At 67.8% G+C, this 23735-nt stretch carries 21 protein-coding genes; 3 read left to right on the top strand and 18 right to left on the bottom strand.

What is annotated here, in order from left to right:
• Positions 1-100: 100 nt before the first annotated feature.
• The 12 genes from VGI12_12185 to VGI12_12130 form a co-directional block, all read right to left on the bottom strand.
• The gene (locus tag VGI12_12185) at positions 101-670 is read right to left on the bottom strand and encodes a hypothetical protein (GenBank protein HEY2433424.1); all 570 of its coding nucleotides are present in this window, start codon (positions 668-670) and stop codon (positions 101-103) included.
• The gene (locus VGI12_12180) at positions 667-1143 is read right to left on the bottom strand and encodes a helix-turn-helix transcriptional regulator (GenBank protein HEY2433423.1); all 477 of its coding nucleotides are present in this window, start codon (positions 1141-1143) and stop codon (positions 667-669) included. Before VGI12_12180 ends, VGI12_12185 begins: the two co-directional genes overlap by 4 nt.
• A gap of 112 nt (positions 1144-1255) precedes the next feature.
• On the bottom strand, positions 1256-1873 hold the full coding sequence (locus VGI12_12175) for a DNA-3-methyladenine glycosylase (protein ID HEY2433422.1): 618 nt from the start codon (positions 1871-1873) through the stop codon (positions 1256-1258).
• A gap of 35 nt (positions 1874-1908) precedes the next feature.
• On the bottom strand, positions 1909-3285 hold the full coding sequence (locus tag VGI12_12170) for a tetratricopeptide repeat protein (protein ID HEY2433421.1): 1377 nt from the start codon (positions 3283-3285) through the stop codon (positions 1909-1911).
• A gap of 31 nt (positions 3286-3316) precedes the next feature.
• On the bottom strand, positions 3317-4630 hold the full coding sequence (locus VGI12_12165) for a tetratricopeptide repeat protein (protein ID HEY2433420.1): 1314 nt from the start codon (positions 4628-4630) through the stop codon (positions 3317-3319).
• Positions 4627-5499 carry a VWA domain-containing protein gene (locus VGI12_12160; GenBank protein ID HEY2433419.1) on the bottom strand — a complete coding sequence of 291 codons (873 nt, stop codon included), beginning with the start codon at positions 5497-5499 and terminating at the stop codon, positions 4627-4629. The genes VGI12_12165 and VGI12_12160 overlap by 4 nt, the downstream gene beginning before the upstream one ends.
• Positions 5500-5502: 3 nt before the next feature.
• Positions 5503-7011: an NYN domain-containing protein gene (locus tag VGI12_12155; protein ID HEY2433418.1), complete on the bottom strand. Its 1509-nt coding sequence runs from the start codon at positions 7009-7011 to the stop codon at positions 5503-5505.
• 49 nt (positions 7012-7060) lie between these two features.
• Complete coding sequence (locus tag VGI12_12150; GenBank protein HEY2433417.1) at positions 7061-8200, bottom strand: peptidylprolyl isomerase; 1140 nt, start codon at positions 8198-8200, stop codon at positions 7061-7063.
• Positions 8201-8236: 36 nt separating this feature from the next.
• Positions 8237-9511, bottom strand: a complete 1275-nt coding sequence (locus VGI12_12145) for an ABC transporter permease (GenBank protein HEY2433416.1) — start codon at positions 9509-9511, stop codon at positions 8237-8239.
• 104 nt (positions 9512-9615) lie between these two features.
• On the bottom strand, positions 9616-10923 hold the full coding sequence (locus VGI12_12140) for a hypothetical protein (GenBank protein HEY2433415.1): 1308 nt from the start codon (positions 10921-10923) through the stop codon (positions 9616-9618).
• Complete coding sequence (locus VGI12_12135) at positions 10923-12200, bottom strand: efflux RND transporter periplasmic adaptor subunit (protein HEY2433414.1); 1278 nt, start codon at positions 12198-12200, stop codon at positions 10923-10925. Before VGI12_12135 ends, VGI12_12140 begins: the two co-directional genes overlap by 1 nt.
• 3 nt (positions 12201-12203) lie before the next feature.
• The gene (locus VGI12_12130; protein HEY2433413.1) at positions 12204-13460 is read right to left on the bottom strand and encodes an HlyD family efflux transporter periplasmic adaptor subunit; all 1257 of its coding nucleotides are present in this window, start codon (positions 13458-13460) and stop codon (positions 12204-12206) included.
• A gap of 222 nt (positions 13461-13682) precedes the next feature.
• On the opposite strand from VGI12_12130, the gene VGI12_12125 reads away from it, so the two are divergent.
• Positions 13683-14108: an SET domain-containing protein-lysine N-methyltransferase gene (locus tag VGI12_12125; protein HEY2433412.1), complete on the top strand. Its 426-nt coding sequence runs from the start codon at positions 13683-13685 to the stop codon at positions 14106-14108.
• A gap of 11 nt (positions 14109-14119) precedes the next feature.
• Here VGI12_12125 and VGI12_12120 read toward each other — a convergent pair whose 3' ends face one another.
• The 4 genes from VGI12_12120 to VGI12_12105 all read right to left on the bottom strand — a co-directional run bounded on the left by VGI12_12120 (position 14120) and on the right by VGI12_12105 (position 17292).
• The gene (locus tag VGI12_12120; protein ID HEY2433411.1) at positions 14120-14458 is read right to left on the bottom strand and encodes an Ig-like domain-containing protein; all 339 of its coding nucleotides are present in this window, start codon (positions 14456-14458) and stop codon (positions 14120-14122) included.
• A 113-nt stretch (positions 14459-14571) separates the two neighbouring features.
• Complete coding sequence (locus VGI12_12115; GenBank protein ID HEY2433410.1) at positions 14572-15357, bottom strand: heme ABC transporter ATP-binding protein; 786 nt, start codon at positions 15355-15357, stop codon at positions 14572-14574.
• A gap of 16 nt (positions 15358-15373) precedes the next feature.
• Positions 15374-16408 (bottom strand): iron ABC transporter permease, encoded by a 1035-nt coding sequence (locus VGI12_12110; GenBank protein ID HEY2433409.1) that lies wholly within the window; start codon positions 16406-16408, stop codon positions 15374-15376.
• On the bottom strand, positions 16405-17292 hold the full coding sequence (locus tag VGI12_12105; GenBank protein HEY2433408.1) for an ABC transporter substrate-binding protein: 888 nt from the start codon (positions 17290-17292) through the stop codon (positions 16405-16407). Before VGI12_12105 ends, VGI12_12110 begins: the two co-directional genes overlap by 4 nt.
• A gap of 83 nt (positions 17293-17375) precedes the next feature.
• On the opposite strand from VGI12_12105, the gene VGI12_12100 reads away from it, so the two are divergent.
• The gene (locus VGI12_12100) at positions 17376-18629 is read left to right on the top strand and encodes a hypothetical protein (GenBank protein HEY2433407.1); all 1254 of its coding nucleotides are present in this window, start codon (positions 17376-17378) and stop codon (positions 18627-18629) included.
• Positions 18629-19369 carry an HAD family acid phosphatase gene (locus VGI12_12095; protein ID HEY2433406.1) on the top strand — a complete coding sequence of 247 codons (741 nt, stop codon included), beginning with the start codon at positions 18629-18631 and terminating at the stop codon, positions 19367-19369. Before VGI12_12100 ends, VGI12_12095 begins: the two co-directional genes overlap by 1 nt.
• A gap of 19 nt (positions 19370-19388) precedes the next feature.
• Here VGI12_12095 and VGI12_12090 read toward each other — a convergent pair whose 3' ends face one another.
• Both VGI12_12090 and metH read right to left on the bottom strand, forming a co-directional pair.
• Positions 19389-19775: a YciI family protein gene (locus tag VGI12_12090; GenBank protein ID HEY2433405.1), complete on the bottom strand. Its 387-nt coding sequence runs from the start codon at positions 19773-19775 to the stop codon at positions 19389-19391.
• 191 nt (positions 19776-19966) lie between these two features.
• Positions 19967-23734 carry a methionine synthase gene (metH, locus tag VGI12_12085; protein HEY2433404.1) on the bottom strand — a complete coding sequence of 1256 codons (3768 nt, stop codon included), beginning with the start codon at positions 23732-23734 and terminating at the stop codon, positions 19967-19969.
• Position 23735 lies beyond the last annotated feature (1 nt).

Genomic DNA, 23735 nt, shown 5'->3' with positions numbered 1-23735 from the left:
TGTTCGCCGATCCTCCGGACCTGAAGGTCCGGCCTACGATCCCGCTGTTCGCCGGACCTGAAAAGGGTCCGGCCTGCAGCCTCCACCCGCACGGTCCGGCCTACGTGCCGGCCAGATCCGTCCACCGTTTGACCACGGCGATGCCGCGGTCGTACGCCGTGACGACGACTTCCGCGCCCTTGTCGATCGCGGCGGCGTCGGCGCTGCGCGCGCCGCACGACTTGCGCGTGCCGCCCTGCGTGTAGACCAGCTCGCCGACGCCCCCTTCGCGAATCGGCTGCGTCAGCCGCCCGAGCACGCCGACCATGTCGTAGTCGGCGCTCATCATGTTCTCGTGCGGTGACCACAGCACCTTGCTCATCAGGAGGAACACGATGCCCGAACCGGCCAGGCCGATCGGCACCGCCGCAGCCAGCGCCGGCAGCGTCAGCCAGCGGAACTGGGTGGTCAGCAGGTAGCCGGCTCCGCCGAACCACGCCACGAACGCGGTCAGCGTCGCGAAGTTGATCGGCCCGAGCCCATGCAGGTGTCCGGTGTTCGCGGGGCCGACGTGGACGTGCGTCTCCCAAGGGAAGTGCACGTGCAGGTCGACGAGGCCGAAGGCGAAGGACAGCGCGCTCAGCACGAACCCGACGACGAAACAGCCGAGAAAGATCACGGACCAGTTCATGAACGTTCCTCCGGCACGAGCGTTTCCGACAGCCGGTCCACGAGACCCGGCATCGAGATCATTTCGCCCAGCAGAACCAGACAGCGTCGCGTCTCGGCGTGCGCGGCGAGGCGCTCGAGCGCGGCGCTGAGCGCCGGATCGCTCGCAAACCGCGTGGCGCCGTCCACCAGCCATCGATCGAGCTTCGTTTCCGTGGACGCGACCTCGGACGTCAGCTCGGTGTGGAATCCGGGGGGGTCGCTGACGAGATAGCCAGGATGCACCTTGAAGAACTTCGCCAGCAGCTGCCGCGATCCGTTCGACAGATGCCTGCGTGAACCGTTTTCGATCAACGACAGATACGACTGGCTGATCGGCTGACCGAGCTCCGCCTTGATGGCGCGCCCGAGCTCCGACTGCGTGAGCTCGCGGCCCAGCCCACGGAGGTCGCCTTCGAGTTGCCGAAGCTGCCGAAGCTTTTGGGCCAAGGTCATTGCAACTAGCAATATATATATTTCAATTTGTAAAGTACGTCAAGTGACCTCACAAGGCCACGAGTAAACGCTGTAATTACAGATAGTTAACGGGACATGAGAAGGAAGGCGTTCAGGGCTCGCTCTCGAGACTGCGCCAGAGATACCAGCACGCCACCGTCCGATACGGCCGCCAGGCTTCGCCGATCTTCCTGATCCGATCGGCCTTCGGCCGCGTGCGCAGCTTGTACAGCCGCTGGATGGCGTTGACGATGCCCAGGTCATCGACCGGCAGCACGTCGGGCCGGCGCAGCCGGAACATCAGGAACATCTCGGCCGACCATCGGCCGAGTCCCTTCACCGTGACGATCGCCTCGATGATCTCGTCGTCGCTCAGCTCGTGCAGCGCATCGACCGGAAGTTCGCCGCTCTGCACCTTGGTGGCGAGATCGCGCAGGTACGCAGACTTCTGACGGCTGAGGCCGGCGCCGCGCAACTCCTCGTCGGCCAGGATGAGCAGCGCCGCGGGCGTCACCCCGCCCGGCATCAGGCCGACGAGACGGCCGTGGATGGTCGCCGCGGCTTTCGTAGAAATCTGCTGCGAGGTGATGGTCCGCACCAATGCGGGGAAAGGTGGGATGGCAGGCGTGTCGAGGAGCGAGCGGCCACGAAACTGGCGGATGACCGGCGCGAGAATCGGGTCGCGCCGCATCAGCAGGCGGCGTGCCCTGGCGAATTCTTCCGGAGACATGGACCGAGCCGCTAGTGTAAGGCCGATTGCGCTCCCTACCGCGGGACGTGCGCCCAGAGCGCGGCCATGAGTGCGTCGACGTCCCGGCCGGCGCCGAGATCGTAGCTCCACCACGGGTCGGGCTCTGTTTCGCCTGCGCGACCGGCGAGCCTGGCGAGGAGCGACGTCGCGGCCGGCACGTCCGACGCCATCACAGCGGCCTGGCTGGCGCCCAGCAGCGCAGACTGCGCCTGCGGAAAGATCGCCAGGGCGGCGCGGTAGTGTCCCAGCGACTCCTGGGCGCGGCCGCGCGCCTGCGCGATACGCCCCGCGACGAGGTGCGCAAAGTAGGCGACGGCCTGGCCGGGATTCACCGCCACCGCCTGGTCGATCTCCACGGCCGCTTCGTCGAGGCGCGCGCGGCGCTCGAGGAGCCGCGCCAGACGGACGCGCGCTTCGGCGTAGCCCGAATCGACCGCGATCGCGGCGCGAAACAGCTTCTCGGCCTCGTCGTCGGTCCTGTCCTCTGCCGGCACCTCTGGGCGCAGGCGCGGCACGGGGGTCCAGTAGCTCGGATCCGCCGGCAGTACCTGGTACAGCGGCAGCCCCAGCGTTTCGGCGAGACAGCCGCGGTCGAACAGGAGGCGCGCGTCCTCGGGCAGCACCTCCGCGGCGTGCGTCAGATGGTGTTTCAGATCCGCGTGCTTGCCGGCCGCCATGAGATACGCGGAGGTCGCGTGATACCACTCGGCGACAAGCGCCATGTCGGCGGCGGTGACGATGACGGGCGCGCTCGTCAGGATACCCGCGCACTCGGCGCCGCGACACGGACCCTTGACGCCGCGGTACTCTGGTTTGTTCGCGACGAGCAGATCGAGAAGGCTGCGCGCGAACGACCAGTGCCAGTTCAATGATGCTTCTCCGACGACCCGACCGTCGCGGTGCACCGCCGCTCGCTCGTTGCTGAGGAGCGGCGACGCCGGCTCGGCGTTTCGATTCGACTGTCCAGGCCTCACGCCGCCTTCCGGCGATGCGGGCGGCTCGTCGTCGATGAAGTCGGGAAGCTTGTCGCGGAAGATGGCGGCATCCGCATGCAGGATGGCGGCGCGCTCGAGAAACGGCGCGAGCCCGGGATCTACCCGAACCGAGCGATACAACTCGATTACCTGACGTTGAGCGGCCGACTTGCCGGCGATCGCCTGGCCGTGCACGGCGCCGAGGAACAGCCGCATCGCGGAATTGAGGATGGCGCGATCGCTGTACTTCAGTGCGGCGACGAACCCGAGCGGACGATCGTTCTTGCCGGGCCCGTGCGCCTTGACCGCGTTCACCCAAGTGGCGAGCGCGTCGGCCGACTGCAGGCTCTGAGCGCGGACATCAGGTGCGGCACCCAAGAGCACCGCGCACAGCGCGACGATAACGGCGCGGATCACGGGTGCGGACCGCCGCGCATACGCTTCATCATCACTTCGGCACGTGGGCCCAGAGCGCGGTCACGAGCCGATCGACGTCACGGCCGGCGCCAAGATCGTACGTCCACCACGGATCTGAGTCGCCATGGCCCGTTCGGCCGGCGAGCGTCGCGACAAAGGCCAGCGCCGCCGGCACGTCGGATGCCATCACCGCCGCGTGACTGGCGCCGAGGAGCGCCGACTGCGCTTCGGGATACTGCTGCAACGCGGCGGAGTAATGATCGAGTGACGCACCGTCGTGGCCGCGCGACTGCTCGATGCGGCCGGCGACGAGGTGCGCGAAGAACGAGACCGTCTGCGACGGATCGCTGGCCAGCGCCTGTTCGATCTGCGCCGTCGCCTCGTCGTGGATGCCGCGCTGCTCGAGCAGCCGCGCCAGACGGACGCGCGCTTCCGCGTACTTCGGATCGACCTCCAGTGCGCGCCGGAAAAGCGCTTCGGCCTCTGCATCGGTCTTGTCGGGCGGGGGCACCCGCATCACGACCCTTCTCGCCGGGTTCCCGTAGCCGGGATCGTTGGGGAGGACCTGATAGAGCGCCAGGCCGAGCGTCTCCGCGTAACAGGCGCGGTCGAAGAGAACGCGAGGATCGTCGGGCAGCACCTGTGCCGCGTGGTGCAGGTGCCGGTTCGCGTCACCGTGACGGCGGGTGGCGAGCTGATACGCCGCGACGGCATGGTACCAGTCGGCGACGAACGCGCGATCGAGGGGCGTCCCGATCCCTGCGGCGTCCAGCCCAACGTGCGCGACGGTCGGCCGCAGGAGCAAATCGAGCAGGCTGCGTGCGAACGCCCAGTTCCAGTTGGCCGCAACATCGCCGACGACACGGCCGTCGGTGTGGAGGACGTAGCGTTCGTTATCCAGCAGCGGTGGGGGCGCCTCGGTGTGGGAGCCCGGCCCCGCCGCCGCAGGAGCATCGTCTGGCGGATCGGGGAACCGGTCGGCGAAGATCGCCGCGTCGGTGTGCAGAATCGCGGCGCGACGGACGAACGGCGACAGCCCTTCGTCGAAGCGTGCCACCCGCACGAGATCCTTGATCTCCCGCTGCGTTTCCTCCTGGATCGCCATCGGCAGCCCGCGGACGCCCTCGAGAAACAGCTGCATCGACGGGTGCAGCAACAGGCGATCGCTGTATTTCAGCGCCGCGATGACGCCGGTCGCGGAATCCGGCTGTCCAGGATGATGACTCCTGACGGCAGTGATCCAGCTGCGAAGCGCGTTCACCGACGCCTGTGTCGGCGCAGTCCCGGCATGCGCGTCCGAGACCAGCAGCGACGCGGCCGCAAGCGCGAGGCCGAAACGCCTCACGGCAGCCTACCGCCTTCGGTGGTTCCAACATACCCGGGCCGCGCTTTCACCGTGACGCGCCGGTGGGGTACCGTCACCTCGATGCGATGGAACCCGCCAAGCGGCACACCATCGGGGGAATAGGCGAGCACGTAACGGCTGCGGAACTCGCTCAGGATGCGCTGGAACGTGCCGCGCAGTTCGTCGCTCGATTTCACAGGCATCATCTGGCCGCCGGTGGCCTCGGCGAGCTGCTTCAGCGCGTCGGACCGCTTCGCGTCGGCCGAAGTGACCGGGTAGACGACGGCGTTGGTCCGCTTGGCGATCTCGAGCACTTCGTGCGGCTGCAGCCAGCTCGACGTATCGCTGCCGTCCGTGCAGATGACAATCAGGAAGCGGCCAGGCTGGTTCAGCGTCGAGGCCAGCGCCACGAACGCGCCGTCCATCACTGACGTCTGGCCTTCGGGCTGAATGCCATCGAGCGCGGCGCGGACGGCTGGCAGATCCCCCGTGAGCGCAATCTTCGGCTGCACCACGTGGCTGAACGTCGTCAGAGCGGCGCGATCGGCTGGCGTCAGATCGTCGAGCAGCGCCTCAGCCGCGCGGACCAGATCCGCCTGCCGCTTTCCTTCGAGGCTGCCGCTCGTATCGAGCGCGAGGACGGCGTTGACGGGGACGCCGGCAGGGTCGGCGAGATCGATCTTCTGCAGGACGCCGTTGTCGCGCAGCTCGAAGTCGGCGGCGGTGAGGCCGGCGACCGGATTGCGGCCGTCGGTGACGAGCACGTCGACGCGGACGGCGAGCGTGCGGGAGGAGAACTTCTGTTGTGCGTGGAGGGGCGACGCCAGCAGGCCGAGCGCGATTGCCGCCGCGGCCTGCTGGCGCGTCACGGATTACGCCTCCGCGGAGGCCTTCTTGCGGGAGGAACTGCGGGGCTTCGGCGCGGTCTTCCGCGCGCGCGACTCCTTCGGTTGCTTGGGCTCCTTCGGTTCCTTCGTGTCCTTCGCCTTCCTTCGTGCCTTCGTGGTAGCGACCACTTCAACATCGACGATCGCCGGCGTTTCGGTGTCGCGGACGACGTCGCCGTCGATGACATCCGTTTCACCCGCTTCGGCGGCGGCCATCTCAGCCTCCGCCTGCGCTGCCAGCCGCTCGGCCGCTTCGATGTCGGCCTGGTTGATGCCGCGGGCCGCCGCCGACACGCCTGCTTCCTTGATGGCGGTCCCCTGGAAGAAGCGGATCACGCCCTGGCGATCGCGCTCCATGCGGAAGAGGCCGTCACGCTGACACGCGCGAAGCAGATCGTTCAGACTATTGAAGCCGAACTTGCGTTCGTCGAACGACTGGTCGACGCTGCGCAGGTACTGTTTCACCTGCCGCAGATACATCGGCCAGCGCGGGGGCTGCTGGCCCATCGCGAACAGGCGCTTCACTTCGGCAACCGCTTCCGCGGCGCGCGGCTGCCCTTGCGGCTGCGCCTGTTGCCCGTGCGGCTGACCGTGCGACGGCTGGGCGGGTGACGGCTGGCTCTGCGATGGCGGGTGGGCCGGGTGCGACTGACGATGATGTCCGTTACCGCCGTCCACCGGCGCCGATGGCGCCACCGGAGCAGGGGCGGGCGCCTCTTGGGCCGGAAGCTGATGATGACCGCTCTCGCGCAGCTCGACGAGCACGTTGCGTCCGGCTTCCTTCAGCGTGACCACGCCGGCGGCGGCGAGCTTCTCGGCGAAATCACGGAAGCTGCCGGCGCTGTAGGTCCGCTCCGAGAACGTCGAATCGAGCTGCAGCAGCGTGCTCTTGAGCAGCCCGAGCTGCGGCGTCACCTCGCGGTCCGACAGCACTTTGAGTGCGCGCCGCACGAGCGGCACCACTTGATCGATCTGTTGCGAGCCCATCGGGCCCGACGGACCGCGGCCGCGCTCGCCGCGGCGGCCGCCGATCAGGTTCTCGTAGGCGATGAACTCGTGGCAGTTGCGCTGCATCACGTGGCTGGTGAACGAACGGCCGCCGACGACGAAGATCTGTTTGTCGTACTGCTTCAGCTTCTCGACCAGCGAGATGAAATCGCTGTCGCCGCCGACGATGACGTAGGCGTTGATGTGCGCGTGGGTGAACGCCATCTCGAGGGCGTCGAGCGCCAGGTTGATGTCGGCGCCGTTCTTGTCGCCGCCAGGGGTGAGATTTCGCTGCACCAGCTTGGTCGCATGCTGGGTGAGCGACCGGCTATAGTCGCCGGCGCGCGTCCAGTCGCCGTACGCCGTCTTGCTGACGACGTCGCCGCGCTCGCGCAGCGCCTCGAGCACGACGCCAACGTCGAACGTCGCGTTGAGAGTGTTCTTGACGCCAATCTCGATGTTGTCGAAATCGATGAAGACTGCAATTTTGAGACGTGTTTCTGCCATGTGAACTTCTGTGAAACTTGTTAACGGGTCACTGCCAACTGGTTACAAATTACTGAATCCGAACCTTGGTAATCTCGATACGCGTCACGGGATCCTCGCCGTTCACCGGCGCCGCGTCGATCCTGTTGACGACGTCCATGCCGTCGACGACGCGGCCGAAAACGGTGTACTTGCCGTCGAGCGATGGCGCCGGCCCCGTGACGATGAAGAACGACGTGCTGGCGCTGGCGGGATCGTCGCCGCGCGCCATGGAGACGATGCCCTTGACGTGCTTGATGTCGTTGAACTCGGGCTGCAGCGCGTGCACGCGCGCCTGCTGCTTCTCGCTCAACGGCGCAGACCGCGAGGCGACCACGCCCGCCTGCTCCACGAAACCGCGCACGACGCGGTGGAACGCCGTGCCGTCGTAGACGCCCGCCTGCGCCAGCTGCAGGAAATTGCGCACGTGCTCCGGCGCCTTTTCCGGATTGAAGGCGACGGTGATGGTCCCCTGCGTGGTCTCGATCACGGCCCGATGCTGGGCGAGCTGATCGGGCGATTCGCCGGCGAAGGGTACCGGTTCGGGCGACGGGGCGTCACGGATCGTCAGGCTGCGAATCGTGACGCGGTCGAGCGGCTCCTTCCTGTCGTCGGCCGGGAGCTCCGAGATCCGGCGCGCCACCTCCAACCCTTCACTGACGCGGCCGAAAATCGAGAACTGCCCTGCCAGCGCCGGCTGGTCCGACACGCAGATGAAGAACTGCGAGCCGCCGCTGTCCGGCTGATCCGGCCGGAGCGCTGCTGCGACGACGCCGCGGGTGAAGGGCTCGGCGCTCACCTCCGCCTTCAGCACCCCGAGGCCACCCGTGCCGTACTGGGCCTTCTTGGCCGGGTCCCTGGTGAGCGGGTCCCCGCCCTGAATGATGCCATCGCGAACGACCCGGTGGACGATCGTACCGTCGAACACCTGCTCACCGGCCAGCTTCATCAGGTATCCGACGTGATTGGGCGCGAGATCGGGACGCAGGTCGATCACGACCGTCCCCATCGACGTGTCGATCACGGCCTGCTTGCCGGTCATCTGGGGCACGCTCAGCGTTGTCTGGAACGAGCCGGCCGCCTTTGCCTGTGGCTTTGGCGCGCCCGGGCGCAGTGCCTGTAACGGTAGAGCTGCCAGCCACGCGACCAGGAAGGTCGCGGCCAAGAGCATAACTTCTCAATTATACAGGGGGTTGGGTGGCGTCAGTCACTCATAGTGAAGGGCCTTGACCGGGTCCAGCCGGGAGGCTCGCACGGCCGGATACAGGCCAAAGACGATGCCGATGAAGACCGAGACCCCAAATGCCAGCACGATCGAGGCGGTGGTCACGATCGTCGACCAGCCGGCGAGGACGCCGATCAGCTGCGACAGCCCGACCCCGAGCAGAATGCCCGCGACCCCCCCGGTCAGCGAGATGATCGTCGTCTCGATCAGGAACTGACGCACGACGTCCTTCTGACGGGCGCCGATGGCGCGCCGCACGCCGATCTCTCGGGTCCGTTCGAGCACGCTGGCCAACATGATGTTCATGATGCCGATGCCCCCGACCAGGAGCGAAATCGAGGCGATCGCCACCATCACCATCTCGAAGATGCGCTGCGTGCGCCGCTGCTCGGCGAGCAGCTCCGCCGGGGACACGATGGTGAAATCGCCGGCGCCGCGGTGGGCGACGTCGAGGATGCCGCGCAGCATCGCCGCCGCGCCGGGCACGTCGGCGCCGGGCCGCATCTGCAGATAGATGCCGTCGATCTCGTCCTTCTGCGCGCTCTGGCCGTCCTCGAGCCGGAAGACCGACGAATAGAGCGGGACATAGATCAGATTGTTGCGATCCTGCGCCGGGATGCCGGCGACGTCCGACTGCACGGTGAGCTGCGGACCGGCAATGCCGATGACGCGAAACCACTGATCGTTCACCTTCACGTACTTGCCGATCGGGTCGTCGGTGCCGAACAGCGATGCCGCTGCCGCCTCGCCGAGCACGGCGACGGGCGCCGCCGCCGTCGTCTCCGCCGCAACGAAGAAGCGGCCCGAGGCGACCTTCAGGTTGGCGATGGCCTGGTAGTCCGGCGAGACGCCGTAGACGGCAGGAGAATCGCCGGCGAGCGGCTTGGGCGCCAGCTTCGACGGGGTGAACCGCTTCCGCGCGCTCGCCGCCGAGATGCCGTCGAGGTTCGACTGGATGATCCGCAGATCCTGGAACGACAGGCCGGCCGACAGCTTTCGAGTCTTCTGCAGGGTCTGGTTATCGGGGGCCTCGCGTGCTTCGACGATCAGATTGCGGACCCCGAGCTGCTCGATGAAGGACATCACTTCCTGCTGCGCCCCGGCGCCGATCGACAGCATCGCGACCACCGCCGCCACGCCGAAGATCATCCCCAGCATCGTCAGCATCGAGCGCAGCTTGTGGGCGCGGAGATTCTCGAGGCCAAGACGCAGCTCGGGCAGGACGTCCGACGACCAGAGGTGGGCGCGCGCGGACATTTAGCTGGTGGGGGGCTTCGCCCCGCCGCTCCCCACTGCACACGGGCCCGCGGGTATCCGCTTCGCGGCCCACTCCGTGTGCCTGGCTCGCTCGCGCCGCTCGTTCACTTCGCCGCTCCGGCTCCCGAGAGTGGACCACCGGACGACTTGTTGCGCGACGTGGCGACGTCGGGGTCGACGAGCGCGATGACGTCCCCCTCGTGCAGGCCGTTGATGACGGCGCGGCTCTCGGTCGCCGTGACGACCTTGACGTTCTGGCGCTCGAAGTGCCCGGCGGCGGTCTGCAGAAAAACGTAGTTGCTGCCAGCCTTCTCGAACACGGCCTGGCGCGGCAGGTGCAGCGCGTCGTGGATCTCGCGGCCGTCGATGGTGACGCGGAGCGACGAACCGGCGCGCATGGCGGGATCGGGGCGATCGAGATCGAGGGTGATGTCGAACTGGCGGACCGCGCTCGTTTCGAAGAACGAGCCGCGCGAGGCGCTGGCGCTGAGCGGGCCCACTTTCGCGCTGAACGTCCGCCCTGGCAGCGCATCGATCTGCACCGTGCCCGACTGGCCGGTCTGGAGGTTGTCGCGGTCGACCTCGGTCACCTTGGCGCGCCCCTCCATCCGGCCGCTCTCGATGACATCGGCGATGTTGCGGCCGGAGTAGGTGGTATCCCCTTCGCGATACTCCGGCAGGACCATGCCGCTGAACACGAAATACTGGCCGTCGCGGTTGTCTTTGACCGAGACGTCACCGTCGATCGGCGCCTTGACGACGAGATTGTCGATGATCGACTGCGCCCGCTGCATCGCCAGCTCCGCCTTGTGACGGCGCTCGTCGACGACCGCGAGCGCTGCGGTGCTGGTCGCGGCCCGGGCGGCGGCGTCGCGTTCGAGCTGGCTGAGATGCTGTTTCGCCTCGTCGAGGGTCAGCGCGTTCTTCTGCGCCTCGATGGCGCCGACGAACTCGTTGGCGAGCACACCAATCTCGGCGCGGCGCACGTCGTAGCGGGCGGTCAGCAGGTTGAGGGCGTCCTGTGACGTCTGCACGGCGTTGTCGGCCTTCATCTTCACGATCGACTGTTCGGCCTCGGCCAGGTCCGACTTCGCCTGCTCGACGTTGTACTGCTGGTCGGAGGGATCGAATTCGATGACCGAATCGCCCTTCTTCACCGCCGTGCCGGTCGACACGAGCCTGAGGATACGCAGTGCGCCCCCCGCCGGCGGCGCCACGAGGTTCATCGTCCGCCCGGCGCGAAGTTCGCCGGTTGCGTAGACGGTGAGCTTGAGCGGACCGCGTACGACCTTGGCCGTCGGCACCGCGGGGCGCGTGTCGGGCAGCACCGGCGAGCCCTTGGCCAGGAGGACGGCCGCCGCCGCAATGCCGAGCACGACCACGGCGATCGCGATGCGGCGCCAGGCTCGCATCATCTGTTCCTCCGGATCAGCTCGGGGTCGGGCCGGCGCACCGCGAGCTTGTCGCCGGCACTCACTCCGGCGCTCACGGCCGCCTGCTCGCGCCCGCGGCGGACGATCTCGATTGGCTGTTCGTCGAACTTCGAGCCATTGAGGCGATAGACGACGGACCGGCCGTCCTTCTGGAACACCGCTTCGGCCGGCACCAGCGTCGTGTCGGGCAGACGGTCGGCGGCGATCCTCGCCACCGCGGTCATGCCGGGACGGATACGCGGGTCGGGGTCGTCGAGGACCAGCCCCAGATCGAAGTTCCGGACCGGCGGCCAGCCCGACGAGAAGTCGACGCGGGCCAGCACGGAGATGAGATCGACGCGTGCGGCGAAGTCCTTGCCGGGCACCGCCTCGATCTTCACGACCGCCTGCTGCGCAACCTTGAGACGGCCACGATCGGATTCGTCGAGGCGGGCCTCGAGGTGGATGGACGACAGATCGGGCAGTTCGAGGATGCTGGCGCCGGCCCAGGCGCGGTCGCCTTCGCGGAACTCGATGCCGCCGCCGCCGAACATGCTGCTGGTCCGGGGATTCTCGAGGATGTTGACGGACCCGTCGGCGGGCGCGCGGAGCCGCAGCGCTTCGATCGCCGACTCGGTCCGCTCGACGTCGAACTGCGCCTTGTCTCGCTTGCGCCGCTTGCCGACCAGATCGGCTTCGGCCCCGGCCTCGGTCGATTTCACCTTGGCCTGGGTCTCCTTCTGCTTCTGCTCGGCGTCGTTCAGCGCCAGCTTCGCTTCTTCGTACTCGATCTGCGAAATCAGGTCGCGCTTGCCGAGATCGAGTTTCGCCCGATCGACGTCGTACTGCGCCTTGAGGAGCTGTGTCGTGCGCTCTTCCGCGTTGATCCGCTGCTGCGCCTGCAGCTGCTCGATCTCCCCTGCTGCCGATTTGAGATCCGACCGGCGCTCGGCGAGGCGCTGCTCGAGCGAGGTGGCGTCGAACTCGACGAGCACGTCGCCTTTTTTGACGGCAGCGCCGTTCTTGACCAGCCTGGTGATCTGCAGGTCGCCGCCCGACTGCAACGGCGCGTTGAGGACCATCGACTTCGCGGGCCTGATTTCGCCGCGGATCTGGATGTAGTCGACGAACTCGCCGTGCGTCACGGCAACGGTCGTCGCGTTGGGTACGCCGCGATCGAACGCGTTCATCGCGACCACGGCGCCGCCGAGCGCGGCAATCACCAGGACGATGACGACGAGCACCCGTTTCGAGCGGAGCGACACGGGCACCGGCATCGGCTACCTGCCCTTGTCTCCGGCGGCCGCCGCGTTGCGTGCGATAGTGACGCCTTCCTGCAGACCGCCGGTCACGACCACCTGGTACGCACTGATCGCGCCCAGCGCGACATCCTGCCGAACGACCCGGCCGCCGCGCTGGACCATCACGTAGGCCTGCTCGCCATCCGACACGACCGCGTCGCGCGGCACGACGAGCACCGCCGGCGTCCGCTCGAGTTCGACGTCGAGCGACGCCGTCAGATCGGGCATCAGGCTCGGACTCGCGCCCTTGACCAGCACCAGCACCACGAAGTTGCGCACCCGCGGCGACAGCGACGACTGCTGGCCGATCGGTGAGATCTGGGTGACCGTCCCGGGGAACGAGAGATCCGGGTAGGCGTCGAGGCCGACGCGCACCGTCTGCCCGATCTTCAGCTCGTTGATGTCGGCCTGGTTGACGCGCGCGCGGACCCGCATCACCGCCGGGTTGACGACTTCGACGACCGGCTGCCCCGATCGCACTTCGTCCCCCTCGGCGAATTCCAGCATGTTGCCGTTCTTCCAGGTCGTCTTGATCACGGCCACGCCCGGCAGCGGCGAAGCCACCAGCATGCGTGCGGCGTTCTCTTCCGCCTGCCGCATGTTGGTCTGGGCGCGGTCACGGCGGATCTCGAGCACCTTGATGTCGGCGGCCGCGGCGGCGCGCTTGAGAGCGTAGGTGTCCTGCAGCTGTGTGAGCTGCGCCTGCGCCTCCTCCTGCGCCAGCGTGTTCTTCTCGGCTTCGATCTTCGGGAGCAGGTCGTTCTTGACGAGCTCGAGGCGCGACTTCGCGAGCGCGCTCTGCGCCTGATTCAGCGTGCTGTCGTCGCTGGCCCGCGCGGCGACTTCGTCGGCCTGGCGGCGCTTGATCTGCTGTTCGAGATCGGTCAGGTCGGCGCGCCGGTCGAGCGCGTTCCGGAGCTGTTCCTGGCGGTCGAACTCGACGAGCATGTCGCCCGGCTTGACGGTCTCGCCGTTGTGCACGAGACGCATGACGACGAGCGAGTTGCTGTTCTGCCCGGCGAGGCGGGGCGCCTGGATGGCGGTCGATTCGACCGCTTCGACCGTGCCGTTGAGGCGGAGGCTGCGGACGAAGTCCTGGCGGACGACGGTGTAGCCCGTCGGTCCTGCGGCGCCCCTCGGCTCCGGCGCGCGCGCATACACGCGCACCGCGACGAGCGCCGCGGCGGCCGTCGTGACGAGCGCGATGGCGGTGACGAGGACCGTCCGATTGAACATGGCGCGAACTGGCGGCCGAGCGAGACCGCCAAGGTGTCCCGGATATAGACGGCCGGGAACAGCCGTTGGTTGGGCGTACTGCCAAGCGTATCAGACCCCGAACGGCCGCAAAAGTTTCGGGAGATCGGCTCCTCGGCGCAGAGCCCGGAGGGATCGACACCTGTCGCGTGGCGGGCCTGGACGCGACGCATGGGCGAGGCGGCCTGGTACAATCACGGTCCGGTGGCCCGCCGAACCCCCGCCGATTTGCCCCGTATCGAACAGCGCCGTTCGGCGCTGCACGGAAAGGGCGTCTTCGCCTCCGTACCCATCACCAAGAACACGCGCATCGTCGACTACGACGGCGAGTTGGTGCGCAACGGCCGGAAGCTCGACAAGCGGGAAGAGGAGTACCTGCGTCAGGGGTGCATCTGGGTCTTCCGGGTCAACCGCGCCTGGAGCAGGGACGCCAACGTCGGCGGCAACGTCGCCCGCTTCATCAACCACTCGTGCACGCCGAACTGCTACTTCCAGGTCGTGGACAAGACTATCTGGATCCGCGCCGGACGCAGCATCCGACGCGGCGAAGAGCTCACCTACGACTACCGCACAATCGGCGACCGGACGATTCCCTGCCGTTGCCGGCCAGGTTGCACGAACCGGCTCTGACGCGCCGACCCCTACGGAACGCTGATCGAATCCGAGCCCGCTACCCCGGAAAAGGTCGCCGAGATCACCGCGCTGCCGCTCGCCAAGGACGTAACGAGGCCGGTCGCCGAGACGGTGGCAATCGCGGTATTCGAAGACGTCCACGTCGCGCTGGTGGTGATGTCTTCGCTGACGCCACCCGCGAGCGTCGCGACGGCGGTGAACTGCGCCGAGGCGCCGACGCCCGGCACCCCACCGGACACGGTGACCGTCGAGACGGTGGTCGCCGAAGTCGGCGAAGAACCGCACGCCACGGCCGCGAGACCGGCCGTCAGGGCGACGAGAAGAACGAGGATCGGACGAAGTTTCATGACTGCACTCCTTGCGACGGCATCAGCGCTGGCAGACGCCGTTAACAAGGGGTCAGACCAGCGAGCTGTGGCGGGAGTGTTGCGAAAGTACGACCAAACGGCGTCAGCCTCGGCTATTCGAAGACCAGGTGCGTGCGATCCGTGCCCGGCACCGTCGTCACGACCGGATGGACTCCGAACGCGCTACGGATGAGCTCCGGCGTCAGCACGTCGGCCCGCGTGCCCGCGGCCATGAGTCGGCCGCCGTCGAGGAGCAGCAGGCGATCCGCAAACTGCGCCGCCAGATTCAGATCGTGGAGTACCCCGATCACCACCAGATCGGGCGACGCCGCCAGCATCGCGACGATCTTCCGCAGGAAGTCGAGCTGGTGGCCGATGTCGAGAAAGGTCAGCGGCTCGTCGAGGAACAGTACCCGCTCGCGCCCCGCCAGCGGCCGCCAGACCTGCGCGAGTACGCGGGCGAAATTCACCCGCTGCTTCTCGCCACCGCTCAGGGTCGGATAGGCGCGCTCGGCCATGTCGGCGACGTCGAAGTAGTCCATCACCTCGTCGACGATCGCCGCGTCTTCCGAGGAGGGTCGGGCGCCGAAGTGCGGATAGCGCCCCATCGCCACCACTTCGTGGACGAGCAGCGGAAACGCCACTTCGACTGCCTGCGACAGCACCGCCCGCCGCCGCGCCAGGCTCGCTTCGCTCTCGTGCGCGATCTCGGCGCCGGCGTATGCGACGCGACCGCTCGCCGGCCGCAGCAGCCGCGCCAGTACCTTGATGAGCGTCGACTTGCCGGCGCCGTTCGGGCCGATGACGAGATGCAGCCGGCCCGGCTCGAAGCCCGCGCTGATGCCCGCGATGAGATCACGCCCGCCGACGCGATAGGTGACGTCGTGGATCTCGACCATCTGGATCGTCCCTGTCTTAGAACACGTAGCGGCGGCGCCGCAACAGCGTCAGGAAGATCGGCACCCCCACGATCGACGTGACGATTCCGATCGGCAGCTCGGCCGGCCGCAGCGACACGCGCGCGACGAGGTCGGCGAGGCTGAGCAGGGTGCCGCCGAGGATCGCGCTGCCGACGATCAGGAAGCGGTTGTCGGCGCCGTGCAGCATCCGCAGGATGTGCGGCACGATGAGCCCGACGAAGGCGATGACGCCGGTGAACGCCGTCGCGACCGCCACGATGGCGACGTTGACGGCCAGGATGGTCAGCTTCAGACGCCGCACGTTCACACCCAGGTACGCCGCTTCCTCCTCACCGATCATCAGCGCGTTCAGCTGCTTGGCATACATCGCCGCCGCTGCGGTGCCTACGGTGGTCACGGCGCCGACGATGCCCACCGCCCGCCAACTCGCGCCGGACAGCGTGCCGAGATTCCAGAAGACGATCGAACGCGCCTGCGGATCGCGGGCCACGTAGGAGAGGAAGCCGATGCCGCTCAGGCACAGCGCGTTGACGGCGAGGCCGGTGAGCAGGAGCATGACGATCGACGCGCGCCCGTCGCTGCCCGTCTCGGCGAGCGCGAAGACCAGCCAGGTCGACAGCACGCCGCCGACGCAGGCGGCGAGCGGAAGCGTCCATGCCGCGGTCTCGACGTGCAGCGCCGCGCCGAGCACAAAGAAGACCGAGGCGCCGAGGGCGGCGCCGCTCGACGTGCCGACCAGTCCGGGCTCGACGATCGGATTGCGGAAAAGCGCCTGCATCAGCGTACCGCCGACGCCGAGGCCGGCGCCGACGAACAGGCACAGCAGCGCGCGCGGCAGCCGCAACTCGGCGAAGATGCGGCCGTCGAGCGTCGCGGGCGTATGGCCGGAGACGATCGCGACAGTCGCCGTCCACATCTGGCGCAGCGGAAAGTCGATCGCGCCGAAGCGGATCGACGCGATCGCCGTCACCGCCATCAGCGCCGCGAGCGCGGCCAGCAGGCCGCCGCGGCGGCCGCCTCCTTCCGTCATTCGCCCTTGTGCACGATCGTGACGAGCCGCGCCAGGCCTTCGCCGCTGCTCGGCCCGAAGTACATCAGGTCGTGTTCCTCGACCCGGTAGATGCGTCCGTTCTTCGCGGCGTTGCTGGTTGCGACGCCGGGCAGCTCGACGGCCTTGTCCTTCGAGCCGAGGCGGTCGTAGCCGAATTCGGTCAGCAGGACGACGTCGGGATTGGCCTGCGCGACGATCTCGGGCGACGCCATCCGCGTCATGCCGGCCTTCTCGATCGCCATCTCGCCGCCTGCCCAGCGCACCATCTGACCGGCGGCGCCGGCGTCGCCAGATCCGCTGGCCCCGACGAGCATGTAGACGTTCGACGCGCGCCCATAGTGGATTACCGCCACGCGCGGATGGTCGCTGAATTTTTTTGCCTCGTCGAGCGCGTGCGCCATGTCGGCGTCGAGCTTGCGACACAACTCGTCGGCGCGCGATTCCTTGTGGAAGTAGGCGCCCATCTCGCGCATCAGCGCCTTGGCCCCCTCGATCGAATCGTTCTTCGCCGTGAACGTCTTGATCGGCACGTTGAGCTGCCTGAGCTGCTCGATGACCTGCGGCGGCCCGATGTTGCCGTCGGTGATGATCACCGTCGGCTTGAGCGACAGGAGGCCCTCGGCGCTGAGCGCGCGGTGATACCCCACCGTCGGCACCTTCTTCACGTCGGGCGGCCAGGTGCTCGAGTAGTCGACGCCGACCACCGCATCCTGGGCGCCAAGCGCCCAGATGATTTCGGAATACCCCTGCGAGATCACGACGGCGCGGACCTTCTGGTCCACAGAGGTGGCGTTGCCGAAGCGGCCGCACCCGGACATCGCAAGACAGAGCGCCGAGAGAGCGAGGCATCCCTTCAGACCCATCGCTGCGATGTTATACCGCCGGGACCCGCGACCGCCCGGCATGGACCACTCGTACGTGTGCTACCGTGCGAAGAGGGAGTCCAATGCTGCCTCGCCTCGTCCGTCCGCTGGTTGCCGTGTGGGTGGCGCTTGGCGCGCTCGACGCGGCCGCACAGACCGCGCCACCCTCGACTAGTCCACCGACTTCTTCTCCGGCGATATCGGGCGCCTGGGTGCTGAATCCAGCGCTCACGCAGAAACCCGCCGAGATCGGCTTCAGCCCCGACTGGGGACGCGCCGGCGAGCCTGGGGAATCGTCTTCGAGCGGTGGCGGGGGCCGTGGCCATCGCGGCGGCGGAGGCGGAGGCGGTGGATTTGGCGGGGGATCGCGCTCGACGGGGACCATGCAGAGCCCCGATGACAGCACCCGCATGCAGCAGCTCACCGGTGAAGCCCGTACGCCCCCCGAGCACATCACCATCGTGCAGAAGGCCGATAGCGTGTCGATTGCCGACGACCAGGGGCACTCGCGCACGTTCCATCCCGACGGCCACCTGGACGAGTTGACCCTCGGCACGATCGCGCTGCCAACTACGGCAAGATGGGATGGACCCAGTCTCGTCGTGACCTATGAAGTCGATACGGCGCGGCAGCTGCGCTACACGTTCACCCCGGCCGACAACCCGAAGCGGCTGCTCGTCGATGTCCGGTTCCTCCAGCGCGGGCACGACGGCGACGAAGTGAAGCTCACCTACGAGACGCCCGAGGAGCACGACCGAGCGGTCATCTCCGGAGGCGCGTCGGCGCCAGGGCTGCCGCCTCCTGACGGGCCGCTGCCGACCGGCGCCCGCGCGGGCGCGCCACCCGCCGCTCCGTCCGCTCCAGTCGGTGGCGCACCGGACGCGACGGCGCCGCCGGCGCGTCCGCCGGCGCTGCCACCCGGGTCCGAACTGCGCGGCATCACGACGATTGGCACGCAGGTGGAGGATCTCACCACGCAGGCGGCGGCGTGCGGCCTCGATCAGAACAAGATCAAGACGTCGATCGCCAAAATCCTCGGCGACGCCGGTTTCAAGTCGCAACCGTACGGAAACGAGGAAAGTTACGTGCTCGTCAGCGTCGTCACCAGCCGGCTCTCCGACGGTGTCTGCGTGTCGCGCTACGACGCGTCGCTGATGGCGGCGGCCGACGCGACGCTTCCCTATTTGAAGGGTGTGGTGATGCTCGAGGTCCCGTTGCTGCGCGAAGGGGGAATGACGGGCGGCTCGCCCGCACAGCACGCCGCCGGCGTGATGGATGCGCTGACGAAGGCGGTCAACGGCTTCGTCGCGCAGGTACGCGGCGCGCGCAAGCCATGATGCCGGCCGCCAGGCGGTGGCGCTGGATCGGTGCGGCGGCCGTAGTCGTCTCGGCCTGCGCCAGCGGGTCGCCGGCCTCGGCCCCCCAGACGGCCCCGGTCAAGGTCCAGGCTCGCGCGCAGCCCGACAGCATGACGTGGGTGGCGAAGTCAGTGGAATATCGCGCCCTTGTCGCCCAGACCTATCGCGCCGCCACCGGGCGGGTCGACAGCGAGGCGCCCCGCTATGCGCCGGGCACCTGGGCGGTGATTCTCGACTCCGACGACACGATACTCAACGACCTGCAGTACGAGCAGGAGCGCGCCGCCGCCGGCCTCGGCTTCACGCAGGAAAGCTGGGCGGCCTGGGTACGCCGGCGCACCGCGCAGCCGCTGCCCGGCGCCGCCGCGTTTCTCGCGCACGTGCGCACACTCGGCGGACGCATCGCGATCGTCACCAACCGGCTCGGCTCGGAATGTGACGACACCATCGCGGTGTTCAAGGCGAACGATCTGCCGTTCGACGCGATGCTCTGCCGGCCCGACGGCACGCCCTCCGACAAGAACCCGCGATTTGCGGCCGTCGCTGCCGGCCAGACCGACGCGGGGCGCACCTCGCTGACGATCGTCGCCTACGTCGGCGACAACATCCTCGACTTTCCATCGCTGTCGCAGAACCTTCGAGAAACGGACCCCGCGTTTGGCGAGTTCGGGGTTCGCTACTTCGTGCTGCCCAATCCGATGTACGGCAGCTGGCAATAACGGCGCGTCAGGAGGCGAATCATTCCGGCGGCCCCGGCATCACCTGCCGGATCTCGATCGGCATGTTGAGCGGCGCGCCTCCCGGACCCGGGCACGACGAAGCGTGCGCGGCAATTTCAAACGCGCGAGTCTCCGTCGGGACATCCACGACCCAGTAGCCGGTCAGGAACTCTTTGGTCTCGACGAACGGACCATCGGTGACGATCGGCGCGCCGTTGCCGGACGCACGGACGATGCGCGGGCGCGGTGGGTACTCGAGTCCTTCGGCGCCGACCAGCTCGCCGCGGCTCTTCAGATCCGCGTTCAAGTCCTTCATGAACCGGATCATCCGGTGGACTTCCTCGGGGTTCCACGACGCCAGGCCGGCGCCGGCCGGCGCGTTGGCCGGGGCGTGCATCATCAGCATGAACTTCACGGCGTTGCTCCCTGTGAGTGGGCCATCAGCGGCCTTCACAAAACTGTCGAACGGCCGGCCGCGGAATCGACAGCTGGCGAGATTGAAAAAGCAGCCGCCGGTCGCCCGGCAGTGCGGTGACCGACGGCGCGGCGGCCACGCAGGCGGGCTGGATGTCGCCGTACGGCTGACGCCGCCGGCACTCAGCAGGTCTTCGCGAACTCTGACGATTCGTAGGCAAGGTTCGGGCTGAGCCACTTCTCCGCTGCGGCCACGCTGACGCCGCAGCGTCCGGCATACGACTCCAGCTGGTCGCGGCCGAGGCGGCCGACGTTGAAGTACTTCCCCATCGGGTGCGAAAAGTAGTAGCCGCTGACCGTCGCCGCCGGCGTCATCGCGGCATGCTCGGTCAGGTCCATGCCCTGCCGGCGGGCCTGGAGCAGCTCGAACAGCGTGAACTTGCCGCTGTGATCGGGACACGCGGGGTAGCCGGGCGCCGGACGGATGCCGCGGTGCTTCTCGTGGTGCAGATCCTCCGCCGTCGCCGACGCCGCGTCGGGGTGGCCCCAGTCGTCGCGCACGCGCGCATGCAGCCACGTGGCGAATGCTTCCGCCAGTCGATCCGCGAGCGCCTTCACCATGATGGCGCTGTAGTCGTCGAGGTCCCTCTCGTAGTGCCTCGCCAGCTCCTCGGCGCCGATGCCGCCGGTGACCGCGAACATGCCGAGATAGTCGGGCACGCCGCGGCCGCGCGGCGCGATGTAGTCGGCAAGCGACAGATTCGGCCGGTCGTCGGGCTGCTGCTCCTGCTGGCGGAGCATGGGCAGGCGCGCCAGGATGTCGCGGCGGTTCTCGTCCTTGTAGATGACGATGTCGTCGCCGTCGGCGGCGGCGGGCCAGAAAGCGTAGACGCCGCGGGCGCGGAGAAGGCGGCCTTTGACGATCTTCTGCAGCAGCGCCTGCGCATCGTCGTAGAGCTTGCGCGCGGCCTCGCCATACTGAGGGTGCTCGAGGATGGCCGGGAATCTGCCCTTCAACTCCCACGCCGAGAAGAAATACGTCCAGTCGATGTATCTGACGATCTCCTCGAGCGGCACGTCGTCGAGAAAACGGCGGCCGACGAACGCCGGCGTCGCGGTGACGTGCTCGTCCCACTCGTAGACCAGCCGGTTGGCGCGCGCCTGCTCGTACGAGAGGAGCGGCTTTTCGCTGCGCGCCTTGTAGCGCTCGCGGATTTCCTCCTGCGCCTCGACGTTGCTGCGCGCGAACGCGCCGGCGCGCGCCGGATTGAGCAGCTGCGACACGACGTCGACGACGCGCGACGCGTCGAGGACGTGGACGACGGGCTTGCTGAATTCGGGTGCGATCTTGACCGCCGTGTGCTGACGGCTGGTGGTCGCGCCGCCGATGAGCAGCGGCAGCGTCATGTGGCGGCGTTCCATTTCGCGCGCCACCATCGCCATCTCGTCGAGCGACGGCGTGATCAGGCCGCTCAGGCCGACGAGATCGGCTTTCCGTTCGATGGCCGTGTCGAGGATCTTGCTCGCCGGCACCATCACGCCGAGATCGATCACCTCGTAGTTGTTGCAGCCGAGCACGACGCCGACGATGTTCTTGCCGATGTCGTGGACATCCCCCTTGACCGTCGCCATGACGATGCGACCCTGCGCGGTGACGGCGTTGGCGTCCTTCGCGAGACGCTCCGCCTTCTCCTTCTCCATGAACGGCTCGAGGTAGGCGACCGCCTTCTTCATCGCGCGCGCGGACTTGACGACCTGCGGCAGGAACATCTTCCCGGAGCCGAACAGATCGCCGACGATCTTCATGCCGTCCATCAGCGGGCCTTCGATGATGTCGAGCGGCCGCGTGTATTTCCGCCGCGCTTCTTCGGTGTCCTGATCGATGAAGTCGACGGCGCCGTGGACGAGGGCGAACGCCAGCCGCTCTTCCACCGTGCCGCTGCGCCACGCGAGATCCGCCTGGCGCTCCCTGGTCGTCCCCTTGACCGTCTCGGCGAACTGGACGAGCCGATCGGTCGCGTCCGGCCGGCGGTTGAAGATGACGTCCTCGACGTGCTCGAGGAGATCCTTCGGGATGTCCTCGTAGACGACCAACTGCCCGGCGTTGACGATGCCCATGTCCATGCCGGCCTTGATGGCGTGGAACAGGAACGCCGAGTGCATCGCCTCGCGGACGGTGTCGTTGCCGCGGAACGAAAAGGAGAGATTGCTGACGCCGCCGCTGATCTTGGCGCCCGGGCACGTCGCCTTGATGATCTTTACGGCCTCGATGTAGTTGACGGCGTAGCCGTTGTGCTCCTCGAGCCCCGTCGCGATGGCGAGGATGTTCGGATCGAAGATGATGTCGGCCGGATCGTAGCCGGCCTGTTCCGTCAGCAGCCGGTAGGCGCGCTGACAGATCGACACCTTCCGCTCGACGGTGTCGGCCTGTCCCGATTCGTCGAACGCCATGACGATGACGGCGGCGCCGTAGTGCTGGATCGTCCGCGCCTTCGCGAGGAAGTCCGCTTCCCCCTCCTTGAGGCTGATCGAATTGACGACCCCTTTGCCCTGGATACACTTGAGGCCGGCCTCGAGCACACTCCACTTGGAGCTGTCGACCATCACCGGCACCCGGGCGATCTCCGGCTCGGTCGCGATGTAGTCGAGAAACGTCGTCATGGCCTGCTCCGAGTCGAGCATGCCCTCGTCCATGTTGACGTCGACGATGTTGGCGCCGCCGCGGACCTGATCGAGCGCGACCTGCGCGGCCTCGGCCCAGTTGCCGGCCTTGACCAGGCGCGCAAAGCGCACCGAGCCGGTGACGTTGGTCCGCTCGCCGATCATCTGGAAGTTCGAATCCGGGCGAATGGAGAGCGGCTCCAGCCCTGACAGTTCAGTGAAGTGATCCGCGGCCCGCGGCGCGCGGCCCGCCGCACCGCGCGGGGCCTGGCCGGCGACCGCTGCCGCAATCGCCGCGATATGGTCGGGCGTCGTGCCGCAACAGCCGCCGACGATGTCGACGAAACCGCTCGTCGCAAAATCCTGGACCAGCTCGCCGGTCTCGGCGGGACGTTCATCGTACTGGCCGAAGGCATTGGGCAGTCCGGCGTTGGGATACGACGACACGTAGCACTCGGCGATGCGCGCCAGGTCGGCGAGGTACGGGCGCATGTCGCGGGCGCCGAGCGCGCAGTTGATGCCGATGCTGAACGGCTTCGCGTGACGGACCGAGGCGTAGAAGGCCTCGAGCGTCTGGCCCGACAGGGTACGGCCGCTCTTGTCGGTGATGGTGAACGAGATCATCAGCGGCAGACGCCGCCCCTTCTCGGCAAACACCTGCTCGATGGCGAAGAGGCCGGCCTTGGCGTTGAGGGTGTCGAAGATGGTCTCGAGCAGGATGACGTCGGCGCCGCCGTCGATGAGCCCCCGGACCTGCTCCTCGTAGGCGGCGCGCAGCGCGTCGAAGCTGATGGCGCGGAATGCCGGGTTGTTGACCTCGGGGGAAATCGACAACGTCCGGTTGGTCGGGCCCATCGCACCGGCGACGAACCGCGGCTGGTCGGGCGTCTTCTTCGTCCATTCGTCGCACGCGACACGCGCCAGGCGGGCCCCTTCGACGTTCAGCTCGTAGGCGACCGATTCGAGCAGGTAGTCGGCCTGGGCGACGGTGGTGCTGCTGAAGGTGTTGGTTTCGATGATGTCGGCGCCGGCGGCGAGGTACTGGTCGTGGATCTGGCTGATAACGTCCGGCCTGGTGAGGGTCAACAGATCGTTGTTCCCGCGCAGGTCCTTCGCGTGGTTCCGGAAGCGCTCGCCGCGAAAGTCCGCTTCGGTCAGCGTGTGCCGCTGGATCATCGTGCCCATCGCGCCGTCGAGGATGAGGATTCGGCGCTGGAGCGCCTGATCGAGTTGTGCGCCGGCGCCTGTTCGGGGCCCGATATCCGATGACCGATGGCCGATGTGAGACATG

It is taken from the genome of Vicinamibacterales bacterium (assembly GCA_036496585.1).
In the GTDB taxonomy this organism is placed as follows: domain Bacteria; phylum Acidobacteriota; class Vicinamibacteria; order Vicinamibacterales; family 2-12-FULL-66-21; genus JAICSD01.
This window is presented reverse-complemented; position numbering and strand designations above follow the sequence as displayed.